Source organism: Barnesiella viscericola DSM 18177 (genome assembly GCF_000512915.1).
GTDB classification, from domain to species: Bacteria; Bacteroidota; Bacteroidia; order Bacteroidales; family Barnesiellaceae; genus Barnesiella; species Barnesiella viscericola.
This window is the reverse complement of record NZ_CP007034.1, coordinates 2,495,708-2,514,116: the sequence shown is the minus strand read 5'-3', so window position 1 is coordinate 2,514,116 and position 18,409 is coordinate 2,495,708. Positions and strand designations below refer to the sequence as shown.

Below are 18,409 nucleotides of genomic sequence, written 5' to 3'. Positions count from 1 at the left end.
CATAGTCATGAAAAAGGATAAAGACAACAATACACCCAAACGGCGCAGCACATTCGCCATACTCTTCTACATCAACCGGACAAAAGTCCGCAAGGACGGGACATGCCAGCTTTTGTGCAAGGTCAGCATAGACGCCGAATGGGAGCAGATAGGCACGAAAGTGTCTGTGAATCCTGATATCTGGAACCCCGAAAAAGGGCGTGCCGACGGACGCAGTGCCAATGCCGTGACCGTGAACCGCGCCATAGACTCGCTGACAGTCGAGATAAACGAGCATTATGAGGATATAAGGCGCAGTCTTGGCTTCGTCACCGCCGAGCTTGTGAAGAACGCCATGAAAGGCATCGGTCGCAAGCCATCAACCCTTCTGGCCCTTTTCCGCGAGCATAACGAGGAGTTCCACAAGCGTGTGGGAGTAGACCGCACTAAGGAATCATATGAGAGCTATCTCAACTCCTACCGGCATCTGTCGGCATTTGTAACCGGGAAACGGAATATGGAGGATGTTCCGCTCCGCGCTCTTGACAGGGCTTTCTATGACGACTTCGAGGTGTTTCTCGGCGCAGACCGTGGGCTAAAACCCAAATCTGTCCATGAGCACCTTTACCGTCTGAAGAAGATGACGATGCGAGCCGTCAGTCAGGGTACACTCCGCCGTGACCCTTATGCGAGACTCCATCCCCCGTTGCCACGGCGCAAGAGCCGCCACATGAGGCTTGACGACTTGAAACTGCTTATGGAAAAGCAGATTGACGCCCCCAATCTCCAAAGAGTGCGCGACTGGTTTATCTTCTCGACATTCACCGGCCTTGCATACGCGGATCTCAAACAGTTGTCGGAGGATGACATATCCCAGGCTCCCGATGGCACATGGTGGATACACGTCAACAGGCAGAAGACCGGCAGCCGCTCGGCGATACGTCTGCTTGACATCCCAATGCGGATAATGGAGAAATACAGGGATGAGCGCCAAAACGGGAAGATTTTCAATCTATATTGCAGGAACCACTTGATAAGGTTGACCAGACAACTTGGCGAGGAATATGGATTTTACCTTACCTTTCACAAGGCGAGGCATAATTTCGGAACGCACATCACGCTGTCGATGGGCGTTCCTATTGAGACAGTCAGCCACATGATGGGACACAAGAGCATTACCACAACCCAGATATACGCCCAGGTGACTGACCGCAAGGTGGATGAGGACATGAAGCGTCTGCGTATGCAGGCAACCGGTTCTGAAATAACCTTGATTGACGAAAGCATGGATAAGGCAATGGAAAAGAGAAGGAAATATAATTTCAGGAACAAGGCGGGAAACGGCCTGTGATTGCAGACCGTTCCCGCCTATGTCTGATAGTGGCGCGCATATTGCGGAAATCAGCGGCTTTTACAGCCACTTCTGTTCCTCCACGCATTTCCGGTGCGCCTTTTCAAGAAGGCTCTGTATCTCGGATTCCCGGTATAGGGCCTTTCCCTGTACAATGTAGTAAGGAATAAGACGAGCGGTGCGGTATTCCTGCAAGGTGCGCCGGCTCACTTTCAGCAGGCGAGACAGTTCCTCGTCAGTGAGGAACCTGTCCCCCTTGAACATGGGACGTGCTACCGATTCAACTTGTCCGAGCGCCTGCCCGATGTTTCCGAGGCGGCGCAACAGGTCTGCCACACGCGGATCCTGCCTGTCGATAAAATAATGGCTCATAACTGTGATGTGTTGGGGTAATACGATGATTGGAGCAGTTTCTCTACATCCTCCGGACGGTAGAAGAGCTTGTTTCTTATACGGCTGAACGGTAGGATACCCTTGTCGCGGTAGGTCTGCAAGGTGCGCTTTGAGATTCCGAGAATGTTGCATACATCCTCATTGTCGAGCCATTTCTTAAGGCCGATGTCCTCGTGCTTTCGGCTCAGCAGTTCGGATTTTTCCTCGATTTCCCTGATTCTGGAGAACAGGGCGTCGAAAGTTCTGATGTCCATGCTTATTATTTCCATGATGTTACGTTTTTTAGATTTTACGATATGTGTTTCAGTGGCTCACGGCGGCGGGTAGCGACTTCCCTTTCATCTGTAGGAATTCCTGTATCTCGGATGCCTTGTAGTAGGTACGTCCGTCTATCATGTAGTAGCGGATAAGCTTCTTCTGGCGGTATCTCGCAAGGGTGCGCTTGGTGACGCCGAGCAACCGGCACAGGTCGTAATTGTCGAGCAGCGTGTCGCCGTCCAAACAATCCTTTAGCTTGTTCATCCGCTCGAATGCCCGCTCCATCTTGTCAAAGCGTTCCATGAGCGAGGTAAACATCTTATGCACTGTTTCGTTATATAGCATAATCGGTTCTTTTTGATGTAAATGAATTGGTTTGTTCTACACCGTGTTGCGCAATCGGTTATACTACATATATTGGCTAATGCCGTGCCACCGCCACCAAAAGGCATGACAAGACACCGATATTCATCAGAATATCAGTGCGATAAAAATATTCAAGCGTGAAATGATGGAAATCAGATGTATTGCAAAATGCAAGACTTTCCGGCGGTATGCAATAGTCTATTGCGAGATTATCGCGCTTTGCGCCGGTAGATGTTTCGGCAAATCCCGTTCTTTAACCGGCTGGATTTGCTTAATATCCACCCTGACGGCACGCCGTTTTGAAAGATATGGGTTCCTGTTCCTGCAATTTCAGGCAAAATATGGATTACCAGTTCGTCTATTATATTGTAACGGAAGAGCCGTGTCATAAGCTCCATCCCGTCCAGATCCGATACTTCGGCGGTGTATATGCAGGATTTGTCGGTGCTGTCCTTGTCACATACAAGATCAAGGACCGGGTAATCCGCTTGGAGTGTGTATGTGCCTATGTCATGCCAGTGCCGGAACCCTTTGGCATCGGTCATAAGCCAACGCATCCGGGGATTGTCGGCATCCGGGAGGAAACCGTCGATAGTCATTGCTGTTATGATGCGTACCGTTGCCATGTCGTTTCATTTCTCTGTTACATTGCAAAAGAAAAAGCGCGATGTCCACGCACTCAGACAGCGGTTCTGGCAAAACCGTAAGGAGAATACGCAACACCACGCTATGCGATACGCACAGCATAAGTATTACGCAATGATTCTCCTTAAACATCAACTGCCAGATTTCTGTCTGAGACTCTTGCGAACTTATGTATGTAACGGCAGGCATATCGGAATACGCCTACCTGTGTTTTCTATTTCACGCCCCAAAGTTACAAAAAAGTAGCGAGAAGGGCTGTATGTCAGGGCATAAATGTTACTCTATACCGTATTTGTTCATCTTGCGATATAATGTCGTAGGATTGATGTTGAGCATTTTCGCCGCCTTTGTCTTATTGCCATTGCTTGATTCCAAAGTGCGGATGATCAGTTGCTTTTCAGCTTCATCATCCTTTATGGGGCGCAAATCGGGAACGACTTTTGTGACATTATCACTTGTGGATTTACGGATATTCAAATCCGAAGCTGCGATAACAGGTGCTTTGGAAATAAGCACAGCCCGACGCACCCGGTTTTGAAGCTCGCGTATGTTGCCGCTCCATGAGTGTGCCAGCATAATCCGCTCGGCATCTGCGCTGAATCCGGATGTCTCCTTGTGAAGCTCATCAGAGAACTTCTTGCGGAAGAACTCGGCCAACGGGAGGATATCTTCGGGACATTCCGCCAGAGATGGCTGGTGTATCTCGAACTCACAAAGACGGTGATAAAGGTCCTCGCGGAAACGACCTTCGGCTATGGATTTCTCCATATTCTCGTTGGTTGCCGCGACTATGCGCACATCGGCACGGCGTTCGGTGTTTCCTCCGACCGGCATATATACATTCTCCTGCAATACCCTAAGCAATGATGATTGAGTGTGATAAGGGAGCGTGCCGATCTCGTCAAGGAACAGAGTGCCGCCTTTCGCGGCATCGAAATATCCTTTTCTGTCGGAATCCGCTCCTGTGAAAGCGCCTTTGACATGGCCGAAGAACATGGAGGCTATAAGTTCCGGCGGTATGGCGCCACAGTTCACCGCGACAAACGGCTCGTCTTTTCTTGGGCTGTTGAAATGAATGGTACGGGCTATGGACTCCTTGCCGGTTCCGTTGGCGCCGAGAATAAGCACCGATATGTCGGCAGGAGCTACAAGCTTCGCCAGGTGCAATGCCTCACGCGCCTTCGCGCTGTCACGCTTGAAAAGCCGTTCAAGAGAATGCTGTATGGTCACAGCCGGATGCATCAGCTCCTTCACAATCTCGAACAGTCGCTCACGGTGTACCGGTTTTGGCAGATAATCCTTCGCGCCCATCTTTATGGCTTTGACGGCATCGGGATATGAGGCATATTCCGTCATAATGATAACAGGAATGCCCGGCTTCTCTTTTTTCAGCCAAGCAAGCAGTGACAGACCGTCCCCTTCGGGCAGGCGTACATCAGAGAGTATCAGGTCAAAATCCGTTCTGCGTATATGCCTGCGTGCCACGATTGCATCTATTGCAGTCATGACGTCATATCCCTCGCGTGTGAGCCAGTCCTTCTGCATCTGGGAGAGGGTCACGTTGTCCTCAACTATCAGTATCCTGCTCTTCATTCTTTATTGTTTCCAGTTCTTCGTTTATATTCTCAATCAGATTCTCCATTGCCGAAATCACATCTGACATGAGGATTTCAATATCAGCCGTGGTTGTACTCCGTTTCTTGACAGCATTTCTTAACGGTTGAAGCACGCTTTCAATGCCAACCATTTCCCATACAGGTTTTATTCTGTGCAACACGGATGAAATGGCTTTTCTATCGTTTTTAGCGACAGACTCTTTCAGTTCTGCAATGTCATCGTATGTTGAATCTGCAAGTCCCTGCAATATGACTACGGGATTGGCGACATTTGCAATCAGTGGGGAAAAGTCAATCCGGTCTCCATCAAGCGGCAATGATTTGGCCATTATAATGGATATGCGCTCAAGCAGTTCCTGCATGGAGAAAGGTTTGAATATACAGCCGGAGAACCCGCATTGAATCAGCGGTCTGGTCTCGTCATCATCCCTGGCTGTCATTGCCACCACCGGGATTGTCCTTGAATTTCCTATATTGGACTTGCGCAACAGTTCAAGCAGTGCGAATCCGTCGGTGCCGGGCATATTTATATCGGTAAGCAGTATATCGTAGTCGCGTTCACGCATTGCCTTCACCACATCAGAGGCTGTGGCGCATACCTTACACGAAACAGCGTTGCGTTCAAGCATCTCGCTTATGATATCACGCTGGAGCGGATCATCGTCTATAACGATTACATTATGCGGCAGACGCAAAACACCGACAGGCTTTACTTCCGGAATGCTGGATGATTCTATATTCCCGGTCAGTTCAAGCGGTATGGTGATATGGAAAGTTGTGCCTTTGCCGACATTGCTTATCACGTCGATAGTTCCTCCGAGCATAATTACCAGTCCCTTGGTGATGGAAAGTCCAAGTCCGAACCCCTCCACATGCTCCACGTTGTCGGCACGCTCGAACGGCCTGAATATGCGGTCCACGGTTTCTTCCGACATACCGATGCCTGTGTCGCTGATATCCATTACAAGCCGGCCGTCGTCGTATGATGCCGCGATTCCGACGGATCCGGATTGTGTGAACTTGACGGCATTCGACAGCAGGTTGTCGGCAATCTGCTCTATTCGGTCCTCGTCTCCGATTACTGTCACGTCGATATTCCTGTAATCGTGCTTGAACAGCAGACCCTTGTCATTGATTATCTGCGCCGCACCGATGGCTATCCTGTCAAACAGTACGTTCAGCCTGAACGGGACATTGTTCGGGGTCTCTTTCGCCTCATTGAGCCGGTAGACATCCAGCAGGTTGTTGAGAAGGTGAACCACGTGGCGGCAAAGGTACCGTGCATTGTTCAGGTAGCCGTCACGCTTCCTTTTGTCGCGGGTGTCAATGGCAAGTTCTGCACTGCCGCTTATCACGTTTAGCGGACCGCGTATGTCATGGGATATGGTGAGGATTATTTTCTTACGCATTTCAAGCAGCGACCGGTTCTGCCGTATGCTTTCCTCCAGTTTGTGCTTATTCCGGTCTCGCCGCTTCATATCGCGGTGTATTATGACATAAGAAACGAACAGCATCAATAGGGTGATGGCTGTCAGTACACCTATATCACGATATGACTCTTCACGGGTAGCTGCAATCTCAAGTTCCTGCTGCCGGAGATCAGCCTGGGCCTTACCGTCAAGATAACTTATAAGATTCTGCAAGCGGACGTTAAGATTCCTGTTTTGCCGTGACAGGCTGTCTGCATGGGCTTTAAGGCTTTCGTTCTGCGCCCTGCGCTCAGCCATGAGACCACGGTTGAAACTGTACAGCATGGTCGTGGTGGCAGAGGGTTTTGGTTCTTCCTTTTTGCCGAATAAACCGAGGAAGCCTTTGCGCTTAGGTTTCTTTGGCTCCTCTTTGGCGCTCTGGCGAGCTATCACAGGCAGTTTGTTGGCCATCTCGTCACCGAGAGCCTTTTGACGCCGGTATATTTCTGCAAGCTGGAGCAGTTTCTTCTCCTTGTCCTCAAGAAGAATACGGAGGCTGTCTATGTCGGCTGCCTCCGAAATGAAGATCCGGCTGAACTCACACAGTGTGCTGTCGATATGGAGTCTCTGGCGATGATATCTGTCCCGCTCCATGTCAGTCCACTCCATCGCGGTTTCGCCCATAAGCGAGAGTGCTGTCATGTGCATGTTAAGTTCGTTTATTTCCCGACGCAGCTCATTGGCGGAACGATTCCTCTCATCCATCAGAGATAAAGTGTGCTCCTCGTTATAATAGGCATAACCTATTGCAACAGTGAGCACAAGAATAAGGATATATCCGGATATAATCGGTATATGAGGAAGGCCCGATTTTCGAATCATATTTATTACGAGACAAATATTGGTGGAGACATTACAAAATGGTATATAATAGTCTGTTTATATGAGAAATACCGAATCTAAAAGCTATAACGATATTAGCGAAAGTTCATTGCCAACGATAGGATGCCGCAGTGAGAGGTGGGATATCAATGCAAAAGTATCTCTTGCCATCATAAATCGTCACTTTCTTCGCATTGACAGAATTGTTGGTAGCTATGATTCCTGTTGTACCGTCTGGATTTGAAAAGGCTACGAACTCCGTGTCGGCGACATTCCCGTCAACAGACGCTCTGTGTCCACCGGGTCGTGAGGCTGTCATCGCCAGGCAAATTGTATAGTAAAATGAATTATATGTTATCTTGCCATATGTCTCGATATCAATGTCAACAGCTCCGTTACCGTTAAAGCATCCTCCCGGACGATACGGTCCATGATTGTTATCAAGTATCATATTCCACACTATCGCACCGCGCCCCCAGTTGTTGACAACATCAAAAATCAGATTTTTCACATCTTCGAGAATTCTTGCATGATCCACTCGCAGGTACCATTCTCCTGCCGTCCATTCCGTAAAAAGCAATGCCATATCAGGATTGGCGTCGTGTATTGCGGTCATTTCCGAAGCATCCCCGCTATAATTATGATATGCGGCTCCAGAAATATATTGTTTGGCTTGAGAATCGGAATATATCAGACTGGGATAACCTATCTGTCCCTCCCAATTATCGTAGCTATAATTATGGTCAAACACATAAATTTTAGTGTCGATATTATTGTCTCTGAACGACGGACCAAGGGCTGTCTTGATGAAATCGCGTTGCTCTTCCCAAAGCATAAACATCGAAGCGCTATTACCTCCATGGAGAGGTTCGTTCTGAGGGGTGACAGCAGTAATGTGGATGCCATTTTCAGCAAAAGCCTTTATCCATTTCACGAAATACAAGGCATAATCCTGATAACATTCTTCACGTAGATGACCTGCTGTCCATTCTCCGTTAGTTTTCATCCAGCGGGGGGCAGTCCACGGGGCGCCGATAATTTTGATATCGGGATTAATCTGCAATATTTCCTGCAACACAGGAATAATATAACGAGTTTCTTCGTTAGTGAGTGCAAAATTCTCGATACCGGGTGTATCACAGCATGTATAGTCGCTCAACGAAAAGTCGCTGCAACCTATGGGCACCCTTAAATAAGAGCATCCATAACCGACATTCTCATCGGGCGAGAATGTACGGACAAGAAAATCGTGGCGTCGATATGCTTCCATCTTGGATAGATTGTATGATGCCGAGCCGGTGATGGCAAAGCCAAAACCGTCGATTTCCTGATATAATTGATTGGTGTTTATGTTTATCATACCCTCTGACTTGTCCCGGCTGCTGTCGTCAAATTTCAAGTTTTCGGTCGACAGCAGCTTCGATCCATCATATGATACATAACAGGCTTTTATATCTGCCGGCGTTGTATCGTGTTCTATAAGCAGAGTTGGATTGGGAAGATAATGATTCTGACACACCGCACCGGCGGTACACATTATCAGACAGAGGTGCGTAAGAATACTGTGTAATGTCATTCTTTTCATCGTATATATATTTTTTCGCTTATCTGATTGTTATGACGGATATAAATGCCCTTTGTGGGGCGATTGACTTTCATTCCCTGAAGATTGAAATAGTCATAATGTATTTCGGAATTAGTAATCAGTGGTGGCTCTGTTATTGAGGTTGGCTTATTGCCTATGCCATCTGCTTTTAGAGTCATTCTCAGACGAGTGTCGGAATTCGCATTATCAATGCCGTCAAAGCGGATGTTGTCTCCCACGGTGGCGGCATAGTCAAGACAGAAGTTCTTGCCCGCTTCTATTTGTTCTTGCGTCTTTGTCCCCAACTGGATATTCCACTCGCGGTCTACTATCTTGAAATCTCCGGTGAAGTGAGGCGTGTTAAGAGTATATGTTCCGTCATTGTAATCGAACGCATAGAATGGCAGTATGGTCCAGTCGTTAAAGTCGCCGACGAGATAAAGCATCGGCATTCCGATACATGACAGAGTGAGGTTGTTCATATCAAGTGTTATGGCCACTTCCTGAGCAATCGGTTCCTCGAAATACATGTTGCACTCGTTTTGGGCAGATTCAAGTGGTATCACTTCATTGTATTTAATACCCTTAACCATTGATCCAAATTGCCATTTCCAATCGGGTGTGGTGATTTTGAACTCACCGGTGAGGCGTGGAATCTTCAATTCATAAATTCCCTCTGACCCGATGAAACGCATCCGTTCATCATGAGGATTCCAATTATTGAAATCGCCGGTAAGATAGTATGTCAGATTTCCGGAGATATCAGAAAATTTATTGACTGTCAGTCGATTGTTTACTTTGTTAAATACCAGTTCAATATCGCCGAGAGGATTTTCAATCGTCATATCACAGCCATCGCGTTGTAATTGATATGTCCTGCCTGATTTAATCGATGCCACGCCACCATATTGCGCATCCCACTCTGGAGCAACAGCGGCAACAATCTTGAATCGGCCATTTAAATCTTTTGTCCGCAGCACATAGGAATCGCCCTCTTTGATAAATCTGTATCCTTTCTTGTGATTGCTCCAGTCAGTGACATCACCGGCTAGATATATGTCAGGACACACTGTCAATGTTGGTGCCGAAGGATTGCTATAATCAAACAGAAGTGTCGCGCCGTACACGGTCGTCGAATTTCCATTGATCTGTTTTACACGGAAATTGTTGCCATAAGCATTGATGCAGGCCATTGGCACATCAAATTCAAAAGTGTCTGTCGAACCATATTGAAGCGAGTAATCCTCCGTGCATATCTTGAATGTGTAGACCGACGACAGTTCATCGATGTAGAGTGAATATACGCCGTTATCATTTACCATCCTGTATTTTTCCTGAACGGTCCAGTCATCGGAGATTCCACGGACATATAGTTCAGGTGCTTGTGCGAATGTCGTATGGTAAGCCAGGAATGGCAGACATAATTTCAGCATCACGATAAGTGTTCTAAATCTATACATAATAGTTCTAACGTATTGAAAATGAATATACAGTCTCAGTATGGTACTTTTCTCCGGGATTAAGGCGCACAGATGGCCAATCTAAGTGATTAGGGCTGTCAGGATAGTGTTGTGTCTCAAGGCATAGAGCAGACCGTTTCGGATAGGCAATTCCATTCTTTCCACAGACCTGGCCGTCGAGGAAATTACCTGAATAGAACTGTAAGCCTGGCTGATCTGTGCTAACAGTCATTACAATACCACTCACGGTATCATAAAGCTGCGCTGCAAATGGGCAACTCTTGTCAAGGACAAAGTTATGGTCATAGCCCATTCCATTGATGATTTGCTCGTCGTCAGCATTGATGTTTTCTCCAATAGCGTGCATGTGGTTGAAGTCGAATATTGTTCCCTTGACGGAACGGATTTCTCCTGTCGGCATAAACGTCGAGTCGATAGGGGTAAAACCTGAAGCCTTTATTGTCAGCAGTTCATCGGTTATCTCTTTTGTATGGTCTCCGCTAAGATTAAAATAGCTGTGGTTTGTGAGATTGATGATGGTCGGCTTATTGGTATAGGCGGTATAGGCGATTTTCAATCCACAATCGGAAGTTAAACTATATACAACTTCGACGTTTAGGTTTCCCGGGAAGCCGGCATCGCCGTCAGTGCTGTGCAGTGTAAGTACAAGTGTGGTGTCAGTTGTCTGGGTGGCACTCCATATTGAATGATGAAAACCTATCGGCCCACCATGGAGACAATGCCCATAGTTGTTCTGTGGCAGTTGATAAACTATTGAATCGAGCGTAAAGCGGCCTCTGTTGATTCGGTTGCCGTATCGTCCGATAATCGCTCCGAAGTTGCCGTCGATCTCGAGATAGTCACGGATGTTGTCATGCCCGAGCACGACATCGCGTGGTCGGCCGTCTTTATCTGGAACCATAAGCGACACAATTCGGCCTCCGTAGTTTGTGACGCAGACTTCCATATCGCCGTTGTGCAAGGTGAACAGGGATATTTTCTGATTGTTGACAATGGTGTCAAAATCATTTTTGTCAAGGCCTGATAAAGTCGTCTTTTGATTTGATGCGCAGCCAACCATTATCAGTGCGGCTGCGAAATAGATAATATGTTTCATTGTTTTATTCGGCATAAAAAATCAAGGATTGAAGATCCTTTGAGTCTGGACCCACCATAACGCGGAATTCACCCGAATCATAACCATATTTCAGCTCGTTGTCATAATATTTGAGCATGTCGCTGTCTATCTCAAAGCTGACATTCACGGTCTCACCCTTCGGGATGAATACCCGTTTATAAGATTTCAATTCTTTGACAGGACGGGCTATCCGGGCAACTGGATCATTGATATACAATTGCACAATTTCGTATCCATCGTAATCCCCGGCATTGCTGACATCTATTGAAAGCGATATAGCCCCTCCTTTTGCCAATCGGTCGGTGCTTATATATGGTTTTGAATAAGCGAATGTGGTATAGCTGCATCCATAACCGAACGGATAAAGAGGTTCGTTGCTCACGTCGATATAGTTGCTTCGATAGGGGTTAAACTGCGTGGAATCAAAGTCGGGATGACTTGAGGGCAGATGATTGTAATACAGTGGTATCTGGCCGATTGAACGCGGCCATGTGGTAGTCAGTTTCCCGGACGGCACCTTTTCGCCGAAGACAACGTCCGCTATGGCATCGGCTGCCTCGCTGCCTCCGAACCACACATTCAGTATGGCTGGAATGTGATTGTCCTCCCAGTCAAGCACAAGAGGACGGCCGGTGAAAAGCAACAGTATTACAGGCTTCCCGGTAGCGTATAACTGTTTGAGAAGATCGCGCTGAGTATCGGGGATTGTGATTTCCGCACGGCTCGACGACTCACCGCTCATTTCCGCGCTTTCGCCAAGCGCACAGATTATGATATCTGCGTTATTTGCAATTTCTATGGCCTGACGATGCATCTCGTCATCGTTCCCGCGAGCGATAGAACGGCCCCAGTCGCAATTTCGTTGGGTAGTCTCATCATAGTAGATATTGCTTCCCTGCGCATAAAGCAGTTCAGCATCGGTGCCGAGGGCGTCGCGGAAAGCGTCAAGCAGCGACTTGTGATTTTCAGGCTTGCAATAGCCGCTCCAAGTCCCGCTCATGTTGTTTGCGGCATTGGCGAGAGGACCGATAAGCGCAATCCGACCTTTCTTTTGCAAAGGAAGGAGATGCTTGTCGTTTTTAAGCAATACAAAGGTTTCGGCGGCGATATCCCGGGCAATCTTGCGATGTCGGGGCGTGTACATATCTTTAGCCAGACGCTCAGGCTTGCAATATTTATATGGATCGTCGAATAGTCCGAGCCGTTGTTTGGCAATCAGGATGCGACGGCACGCGTCGTCTATCATCTTTTCAGTAACAAGTCCGCGCTCAAGAGCACCTTTTAAATCGTTGAGATATCTGCCTGTAACCATATCCATATCTGTGCCGGCCCTTAATGTGACAGCGGCGGCGTCTTCTTTGTCTGCCACTCCCATAATCGGCAGCTCGTCTATTGAGCCGTAGTCAGTGACAACAAAACCGTCAAAATCCCAGTCGTTACGCAGAACCCCGTTGATAAGCCACTCCGAGGCAGTGGCGTGCTGACCGTTGATAAGATTGAACGATGTCATCACCGAACCGACACCGGCATCCGCGGCAGCCTTATAAGGGGGCATATAATAGTTGAACATACATTCGCGGCTCATGTCAACGCCGTTGTAATCGCGTCCACCTTCCGCAGCTCCATATAATGCGTAGTGTTTCACACAAGCCATAAGGGATGAGTCAGAACGCATCCCGTCGCCCTGATATCCATGAACATACGCTTGGGCGAGAACACTTCCGAGATACGGATCCTCGCCGGATCCTTCGGCGATACGGCCCCAACGCGGGTCTCGGCAGATATCGACCATCGGGCTATAATTCCAGTTTACACCGTCGGCTGTAGCCTCGATAGCTGAGATACGGGCCATTTCGGCTATGGCGGTGCTGTCCCATGAACACGACAATGCCAAAGGGATTGGAAAGACTGTCTCATAACCATGCACCACATCAGCTCCCACGAGCAAGGGTATGCCGTGCGGACCTTTCTCAACTGCTAACCTTTGAAAGCGGGCAACCGCATCAACTCCTTTGACATTGAAGAAGCCGCCAATTTTTCCTTGCATGATAAGAGAGTCGAGCACGGCTGCCTGTGCTGTTCCTGACACCACATCTCCGCCGACGGGCAAATTCAGCTGCCCGATTTTCTCCTCAATGCTCATCTCAGCCATAAGACTGTCGATGAAGCCGTTGTTATCTGTATCACGAGCCTGAGCGGTAGCGGCATAGAGTAAAAGCAGGACGGCTGTGGTTATATTAGAATGATTCATACTATTGCTTCGGTTGGTTCAGAATTTTGTTGCTGGCACCCCTGTGAAAGTCATCTTCACGGGGCGTATTCTGCCATTTGAGTCGAAATGAAGCTCATCGACGCATGTGACGCGGTCGTTGCCGTCGGTCGCTCCGAGCGGATGGCGGTGGTAGACGATATAGTATTTGCCCGTTTCGCCAGACCGGATCACGGAATGATGTCCCGCGCCGGTTCCTATTTCCGGGTCTGATTCCAGGATAGTGCCTACCCGTTCAAAAGGACCGAAAGGAGAATTGGCGATTGCATAGGCCACCCGGTAGTCGTCTTTGGTCCAGTCGCCCTCGCTCCACATGAAATAATATTTCCCGTCCTTAACAAGCATGAACGGCCCTTCTGTATAATCCTTTGGAGTCACTTCTTTGTAGAGCGAGCCGTCGGGGAAAGGGACAAGAGATTTGAAATCGTCGGCGAGACGGACCATGTTGCAGTGTCCCCAGCCTCCGTAATACATATAATAACTCCCATCCTTGTCTTTGAAAACGAACTGGTCGATTGGCTGCGCCCCGTTCACTATCTCATTTATCAGCGGTCGGCCAAGCAGATCCTTGAACGGACCTGCCGGCTTGTCGCTGACTGCGACACCAATACCGCCGATTTCGCCCTCGTGGACATCGTTTGCCCCGAAGAAAAGATAATACTTCCCGTCCTTCTCAAGCACTGCCGGAGCCCACATCGCACCCCAGGCCCATTTGACATCTTCTGTACTGATGATGTTTTCATGTTTAGTCCAATGGATGAGATCGGTGGTAGAGAAGCAGTCCATTGCGGTCTGCTCCTTGAAAGGAAGGCTGCGCGTAGGATATACGAACACCGTGTCGCCATACACGATTCCCTCCGGGTCGGCATACCACCCGGGGAAACAGGGATTTCCCCCTATATCGGTCGCACTATCATATTTCACAGCGACTTTATGTGGCAGGTCGGCTGATGACGAGCCTACGGAAAAGACATATTTACCATCCAGTATACGTTCAGAAGCCGTTTCCTCATCATAATAAGCCAAAGAAGAGAACGGAATGTCAACAGACACACTGCGGGTTTCGCCCGGTGCGAGATCCACTTTTGAAAAACCAACAAGTTTCTTCTTTTCCCTAAGCAGTCCTTTCAGTTTGGGAGCCGAGACGTATACCTGTACCGTTTCTGCGCCGGATGTCGAACCGATATTCGATACATCCATTTTCAGGTTATAGCCAATACCAGTCCGGGTCACGACCGGTTTACCGATGTTAAAATCAGTATAACTCAGGCCGTAGCCGAACGGAAACAACACCGGAAGTCCATTGTAATCATACCAACGATATCCTATAAGAATATCTTCGTCATAATATATGTCATAAATGTCGGAATCAGCCCGTCGGATTCCCGGATAACGGCGCTCACCATTAGTAGGCAAGTCCTCAATGCGCTTTGGGAAAGTAAATGGCAATTTCCCCGACGGGTTGACTTTGCCGGTAAGGACATCGGCAAGACTGTTGCCAGCCTCACTGCCGAGATACCAGTCCTGGACAATAGCGGCCACTTTATCCGCCCAGGGCATCAATACCGGTGTGCCTGAAATATTTACCACAATCAGATTGGGATTTATATCGGCAATAGCTGAGATAAGTTCGTCCTGTCCGTATGGAAGCTGCAAAGTCTTACGGTCGGAATTCTCGGTGTCCTGGCAGAGGGAGTGATTCAAGCCGCCAATGAATATCACGACATCGGCGTCTTTCGCTTTTGCAAGTACATCGGTTTTAAGTTGCTCGGGAGTTCGCTCTTCGGCCAACATCTCGAAGTCCTGACTTTTCACATTGTCGAATACCGTGCTTCCCGCTCCGATATATCCTCGTTCCCAGTCAACAACCACATCATGTAATGCCGACTTCAATCCGGCCAATGGAGTAACTTCATGCTGTACCTTCAGAGAAGCCGAGCCACCTCCGACGGTCATCATCTTCACTGCGTTTTCACCTACTACAAGAATTTTGCGGATATCTTGTTTCAAAGGGAGTATACCGTTGTTTTTAAGGAGAACAATTCCTTCGGAGCCGATTTTGCGGGCTGTGGCATAATGTTCGGGGCAAGTGAAGCGGCCTTTCCAATTGGAAGGAGCCATTGACGTGCGGAAAATTGTGCGGAGTATGCGCCTCACTCTGTCATTGAGATCGTCAACGGATTCACGACCATCCCTCAGTCTCTCGAGATAGGGGTTGGCCATATAATAGCTGTCGTAGGCATTCATATTTACCGACACACCGTCAGTGCCGGTACCCATTTCAAGGTCAAGCCCCCCTTCAAGAACAGCGTCGGTGTTGTGCACACCTCCCCAGTCGCTGACTGCGACACCGTCGAATCCCCATTGTTGTTTCAATATGTCTTTCAAAAGTCGCGGGTTCTCGCAGCAGTAGCGGTTTTCAAAGAGATTATAAGCCGGCATAATGGCCCATGCGCCGCCGTCTACGGCAGCTTTGAACGGTTTGAGGTATATTTCATGCAAAGCACGTTCTCCGACATGTACATTCGTCGTATAACGGTTGTCTTCGTTGTTATTCAGAGCAAAATGTTTGACACATGCCGCAACATTATTGCTTTGAACGCCCTGGATATAAGGCACGACCATTGTTGACGTAAGAAACGGGTCTTCGCCCATATATTCGAAACTACGGCCGTTGAGAGGTGTACGCATCATATTCACTCCGGGGCCAAGCAGAATGTCTTTGCGGCGATATCGCGCTTCCTCGCCTATGGCTCTGCCGTATTCACGGGCTAATTCCGGGCGCCATGTGGCAGCCAGGCAGCTTAGAGCCGGGAATGCAGTGCAAGAGTCATTGGTCCACTCGGCGCTGTTCCATTCGTCCCAGAATACTTCCGGACGAATGCCGTGAGGCCCGTCAGTACACCATAGTTCCGGGATTCCGAGACGGGGAACACCGGCAGAGGAGAATTTCGACTGGGCATGAACCATCTTGACTTTTTCCTCAAGAGTCATACGCGAAAGTGCATCCTCGATACGCTCTTCCAGTGGAGCCGAATAGTCGAGGTATTTCGAATCAGTAGCATGTGCAATGCCTTGTGCACAAATAATTGAACCAAGACATAATATTAATGACACTACGACGGTCTTGAAATGGTATTTCATTGCGATATATATGATTTGATTGGCAGAAGGTAGTTTTTTAATATTATTTGCCCAGGTCGACCCAGACTTTCATTTTACCTGGCTTGCGGTTATCCCACGCGAAATATGGTATGAATGTGATATTTCCTTCGTTTGTTTTTAGAATCTTGAAATTACGGAGCAATCCCTCCCCGTCTTCAACACAAAATTCAGAATCGTGATTAATGGTGGCAGCATCGTAGCAGGGATTGTCACATTCCTCCATGCAATAAACCAAAGGGCCACGCATAACAGCTCTCTTGCAAAGATTCTCTTTTACCTTCGGGTCGGCCGCCATAATATTGACGGGCATTGCCATACTGAGTTCTATGTCTGCTCCCATCTTATCAACAGGAATAGTCACGTATCCGTTTTGTTTCGTAAATTTTCGGTTCTCACCATTGATTTTTAGCGCATACTCATCGCACCATCCGGGAATTCGCAGCTTTATGTTTCTCGGCAGGCTTCCTTCCGGTTTAACTGTAATCTTGACATCCCCTGCAAAAGGATATCCGCCAGATATCGACATATGCACAGGCACGCTGTCTACGTCAATCTCTGTTTTATTTCCGATAAAAAGATTGACGTAAATATTGTCTTTGTCAATCCCATAGATATAATTCCCCATAGAAGGTAGGAAGCGTGAAATGTTACTCGGGCAGCAGGCTGTCCCATACCATTCCTGACGATGGTGTGAACCATCCGATTCGAGAGGATTCACATAAAAGAATTTTTCACCTCCTAATTGGACACCGGCAAGAGCGGCGTTATACATTGTCCGCTCTAGAACATCGATATATCCGGCATCTCCAAAAAGACGGTTCATCCGCGATGCCCACATTATAAGACCCACCGAAGCACAGGTCTCGCAGTAAGCTTCACGATTGGGTAGGTCATAGTCTTCCGTGAAACCCTCGTTATGGACTGAGGATCCAATACCCCCGGTGACATACATATTGCGCTCCGTCACATCTTCCCATACCAGCTGAAGCGCGTCGAGATAAGTTCTGTCAGCTTTTTTAGCGGCAACGTCAGCCATACCGCAGAACAGATACATGGCTCGGACGGCATGCCCCGTGATGTCTGTTATCTCCCTTACTGGTTTATCATCCTGGCAATACTCGGTTCCCCATGGCGCACCGTTGCCATGCGATCCGTAACCGTGACCTCTCTCTTCAAGAAGCCAATGGGCAAAATCGAGGTATTTTTTATCTCCTGTAGCATCTGCCAGACGCACAAGGGCGAGTTCCACTTCCTCGTGTCCAGGCACCCAGTGTCGCTTATCCGGACCGAAAGTCTGCATCATATGGTCGGCAAATCGTTTCGCAACATTGAGAAAGGACTGTTTGCCGGTTGCGGAATAATAAGCAACAGCAGCTTCAAAGAGATGGCCTCCGCAATACATCTCGTGCATTATCATATCTGTCCATCGAGGAGTTGGAGCTACGATGGTATAATATGTGTTCAGATAGCCGTCATCCCATTGCGCATCTGCAATCATATTGATCCAGGTTTCCAGTTTTCTCTCAATTATCGAATCCGGATTATTGATGAGGCTGTAGGCCATTCCTTCCATTGCCTTATACACATCGGAATCATCATAACATAGTCCGGAATGCTCGCCATGCCCCTTTGCGGCATTGATAAAGTTACTCATTCGTAATGTCTTATTCTCAATCTGATCAATGCAGTGAGGAATGGTTTTATTTGCCAGATCATCCAACCTCGGCGACCAGAAAGAATCGCATATCGACACGTGTGAAAAATCAATATTATCAATCTGTGACATATGCCGGTCGGCCTGTGCTGTAAATGCTACTAAAAGGGCTGATGCTATGACGAAATGTTTTATGGCCATGGTAAAAATACGTATTGTTTGTTTCGTGAAATGGAAAT

12 protein-coding genes and 2 pseudogenes are annotated in these 18,409 nt (G+C 48.0%); 1 reads left to right on the top strand and 13 read right to left on the bottom strand.

The window, feature by feature from the left end; translation table 11 throughout:
- Positions 1-7: 7 nt before the first annotated feature.
- Positions 8-1,330: a site-specific integrase gene (locus BARVI_RS10410; protein ID WP_025279190.1), complete on the top strand. Its 1,323-nt coding sequence runs from the start codon at positions 8-10 to the stop codon at positions 1,328-1,330.
- 60 nt (positions 1,331-1,390) lie between these two features.
- On the opposite strand, the gene BARVI_RS10405 is transcribed toward BARVI_RS10410, so the two are convergent.
- From BARVI_RS10405 to BARVI_RS10350, 13 genes and pseudogenes are all read right to left on the bottom strand, one after another.
- A complete protein-coding gene (locus BARVI_RS10405) occupies positions 1,391-1,702 on the bottom strand; it encodes a helix-turn-helix domain-containing protein (RefSeq protein ID WP_016273983.1) in 312 nt (103 codons plus the stop codon).
- Entirely contained in the window at positions 1,699-1,992 is a 294-nt protein-coding gene (locus BARVI_RS10400; RefSeq protein WP_025279189.1) for a helix-turn-helix domain-containing protein, read from the bottom strand. The genes BARVI_RS10405 and BARVI_RS10400 overlap by 4 nt, the downstream gene beginning before the upstream one ends.
- A 34-nt stretch (positions 1,993-2,026) precedes the next feature.
- Positions 2,027-2,326 carry a helix-turn-helix domain-containing protein gene (locus BARVI_RS10395; protein WP_025279188.1) on the bottom strand — a complete coding sequence of 100 codons (300 nt, stop codon included), beginning with the start codon at positions 2,324-2,326 and terminating at the stop codon, positions 2,027-2,029.
- Positions 2,327-2,556: 230 nt separating this feature from the next.
- Positions 2,557-2,973 carry a hypothetical protein gene (locus BARVI_RS10390; RefSeq protein WP_025279187.1) on the bottom strand — a complete coding sequence of 139 codons (417 nt, stop codon included), beginning with the start codon at positions 2,971-2,973 and terminating at the stop codon, positions 2,557-2,559.
- Between the two features lie 295 nt (positions 2,974-3,268).
- Complete coding sequence (locus BARVI_RS10385) at positions 3,269-4,585, bottom strand: sigma-54-dependent transcriptional regulator (protein ID WP_025279186.1); 1,317 nt, start codon at positions 4,583-4,585, stop codon at positions 3,269-3,271.
- The gene (locus BARVI_RS10380; RefSeq protein WP_038534361.1) at positions 4,560-6,899 is read right to left on the bottom strand and encodes a hybrid sensor histidine kinase/response regulator; all 2,340 of its coding nucleotides are present in this window, start codon (positions 6,897-6,899) and stop codon (positions 4,560-4,562) included. The genes BARVI_RS10385 and BARVI_RS10380 overlap by 26 nt, the downstream gene beginning before the upstream one ends.
- Before the next feature lie 106 nt (positions 6,900-7,005).
- Positions 7,006-8,484 carry a glycoside hydrolase family 30 protein gene (locus BARVI_RS10375; RefSeq protein ID WP_025279184.1) on the bottom strand — a complete coding sequence of 493 codons (1,479 nt, stop codon included), beginning with the start codon at positions 8,482-8,484 and terminating at the stop codon, positions 7,006-7,008.
- Positions 8,481-9,920: a hypothetical protein gene (locus tag BARVI_RS10370; RefSeq protein WP_143240976.1), complete on the bottom strand. Its 1,440-nt coding sequence runs from the start codon at positions 9,918-9,920 to the stop codon at positions 8,481-8,483. The genes BARVI_RS10375 and BARVI_RS10370 overlap by 4 nt, the downstream gene beginning before the upstream one ends.
- Before the next feature lie 31 nt (positions 9,921-9,951).
- The gene (locus BARVI_RS10365; protein WP_025279182.1) at positions 9,952-11,061 is read right to left on the bottom strand and encodes an aldose epimerase family protein; all 1,110 of its coding nucleotides are present in this window, start codon (positions 11,059-11,061) and stop codon (positions 9,952-9,954) included.
- A 4-nt stretch (positions 11,062-11,065) separates the two neighbouring features.
- Positions 11,066-13,333, bottom strand: a complete 2,268-nt coding sequence (bglX, locus tag BARVI_RS10360) for a beta-glucosidase BglX (RefSeq protein ID WP_025279181.1) — start codon at positions 13,331-13,333, stop codon at positions 11,066-11,068.
- An 18-nt stretch (positions 13,334-13,351) separates the two neighbouring features.
- Positions 13,352-14,230 (bottom strand): annotated as a pseudogene (locus tag BARVI_RS13675) (glycoside hydrolase family 43 protein); the annotation flags it as partial.
- A gap of 60 nt (positions 14,231-14,290) precedes the next feature.
- A pseudogene (locus BARVI_RS10355) lies at positions 14,291-16,495 on the bottom strand (glycosyl hydrolase); the annotation flags it as partial.
- Between the two features lie 43 nt (positions 16,496-16,538).
- Entirely contained in the window at positions 16,539-18,365 is a 1,827-nt protein-coding gene (locus BARVI_RS10350) for a glycoside hydrolase family 127 protein (protein ID WP_025279179.1), read from the bottom strand.
- Positions 18,366-18,409 lie beyond the last annotated feature (44 nt).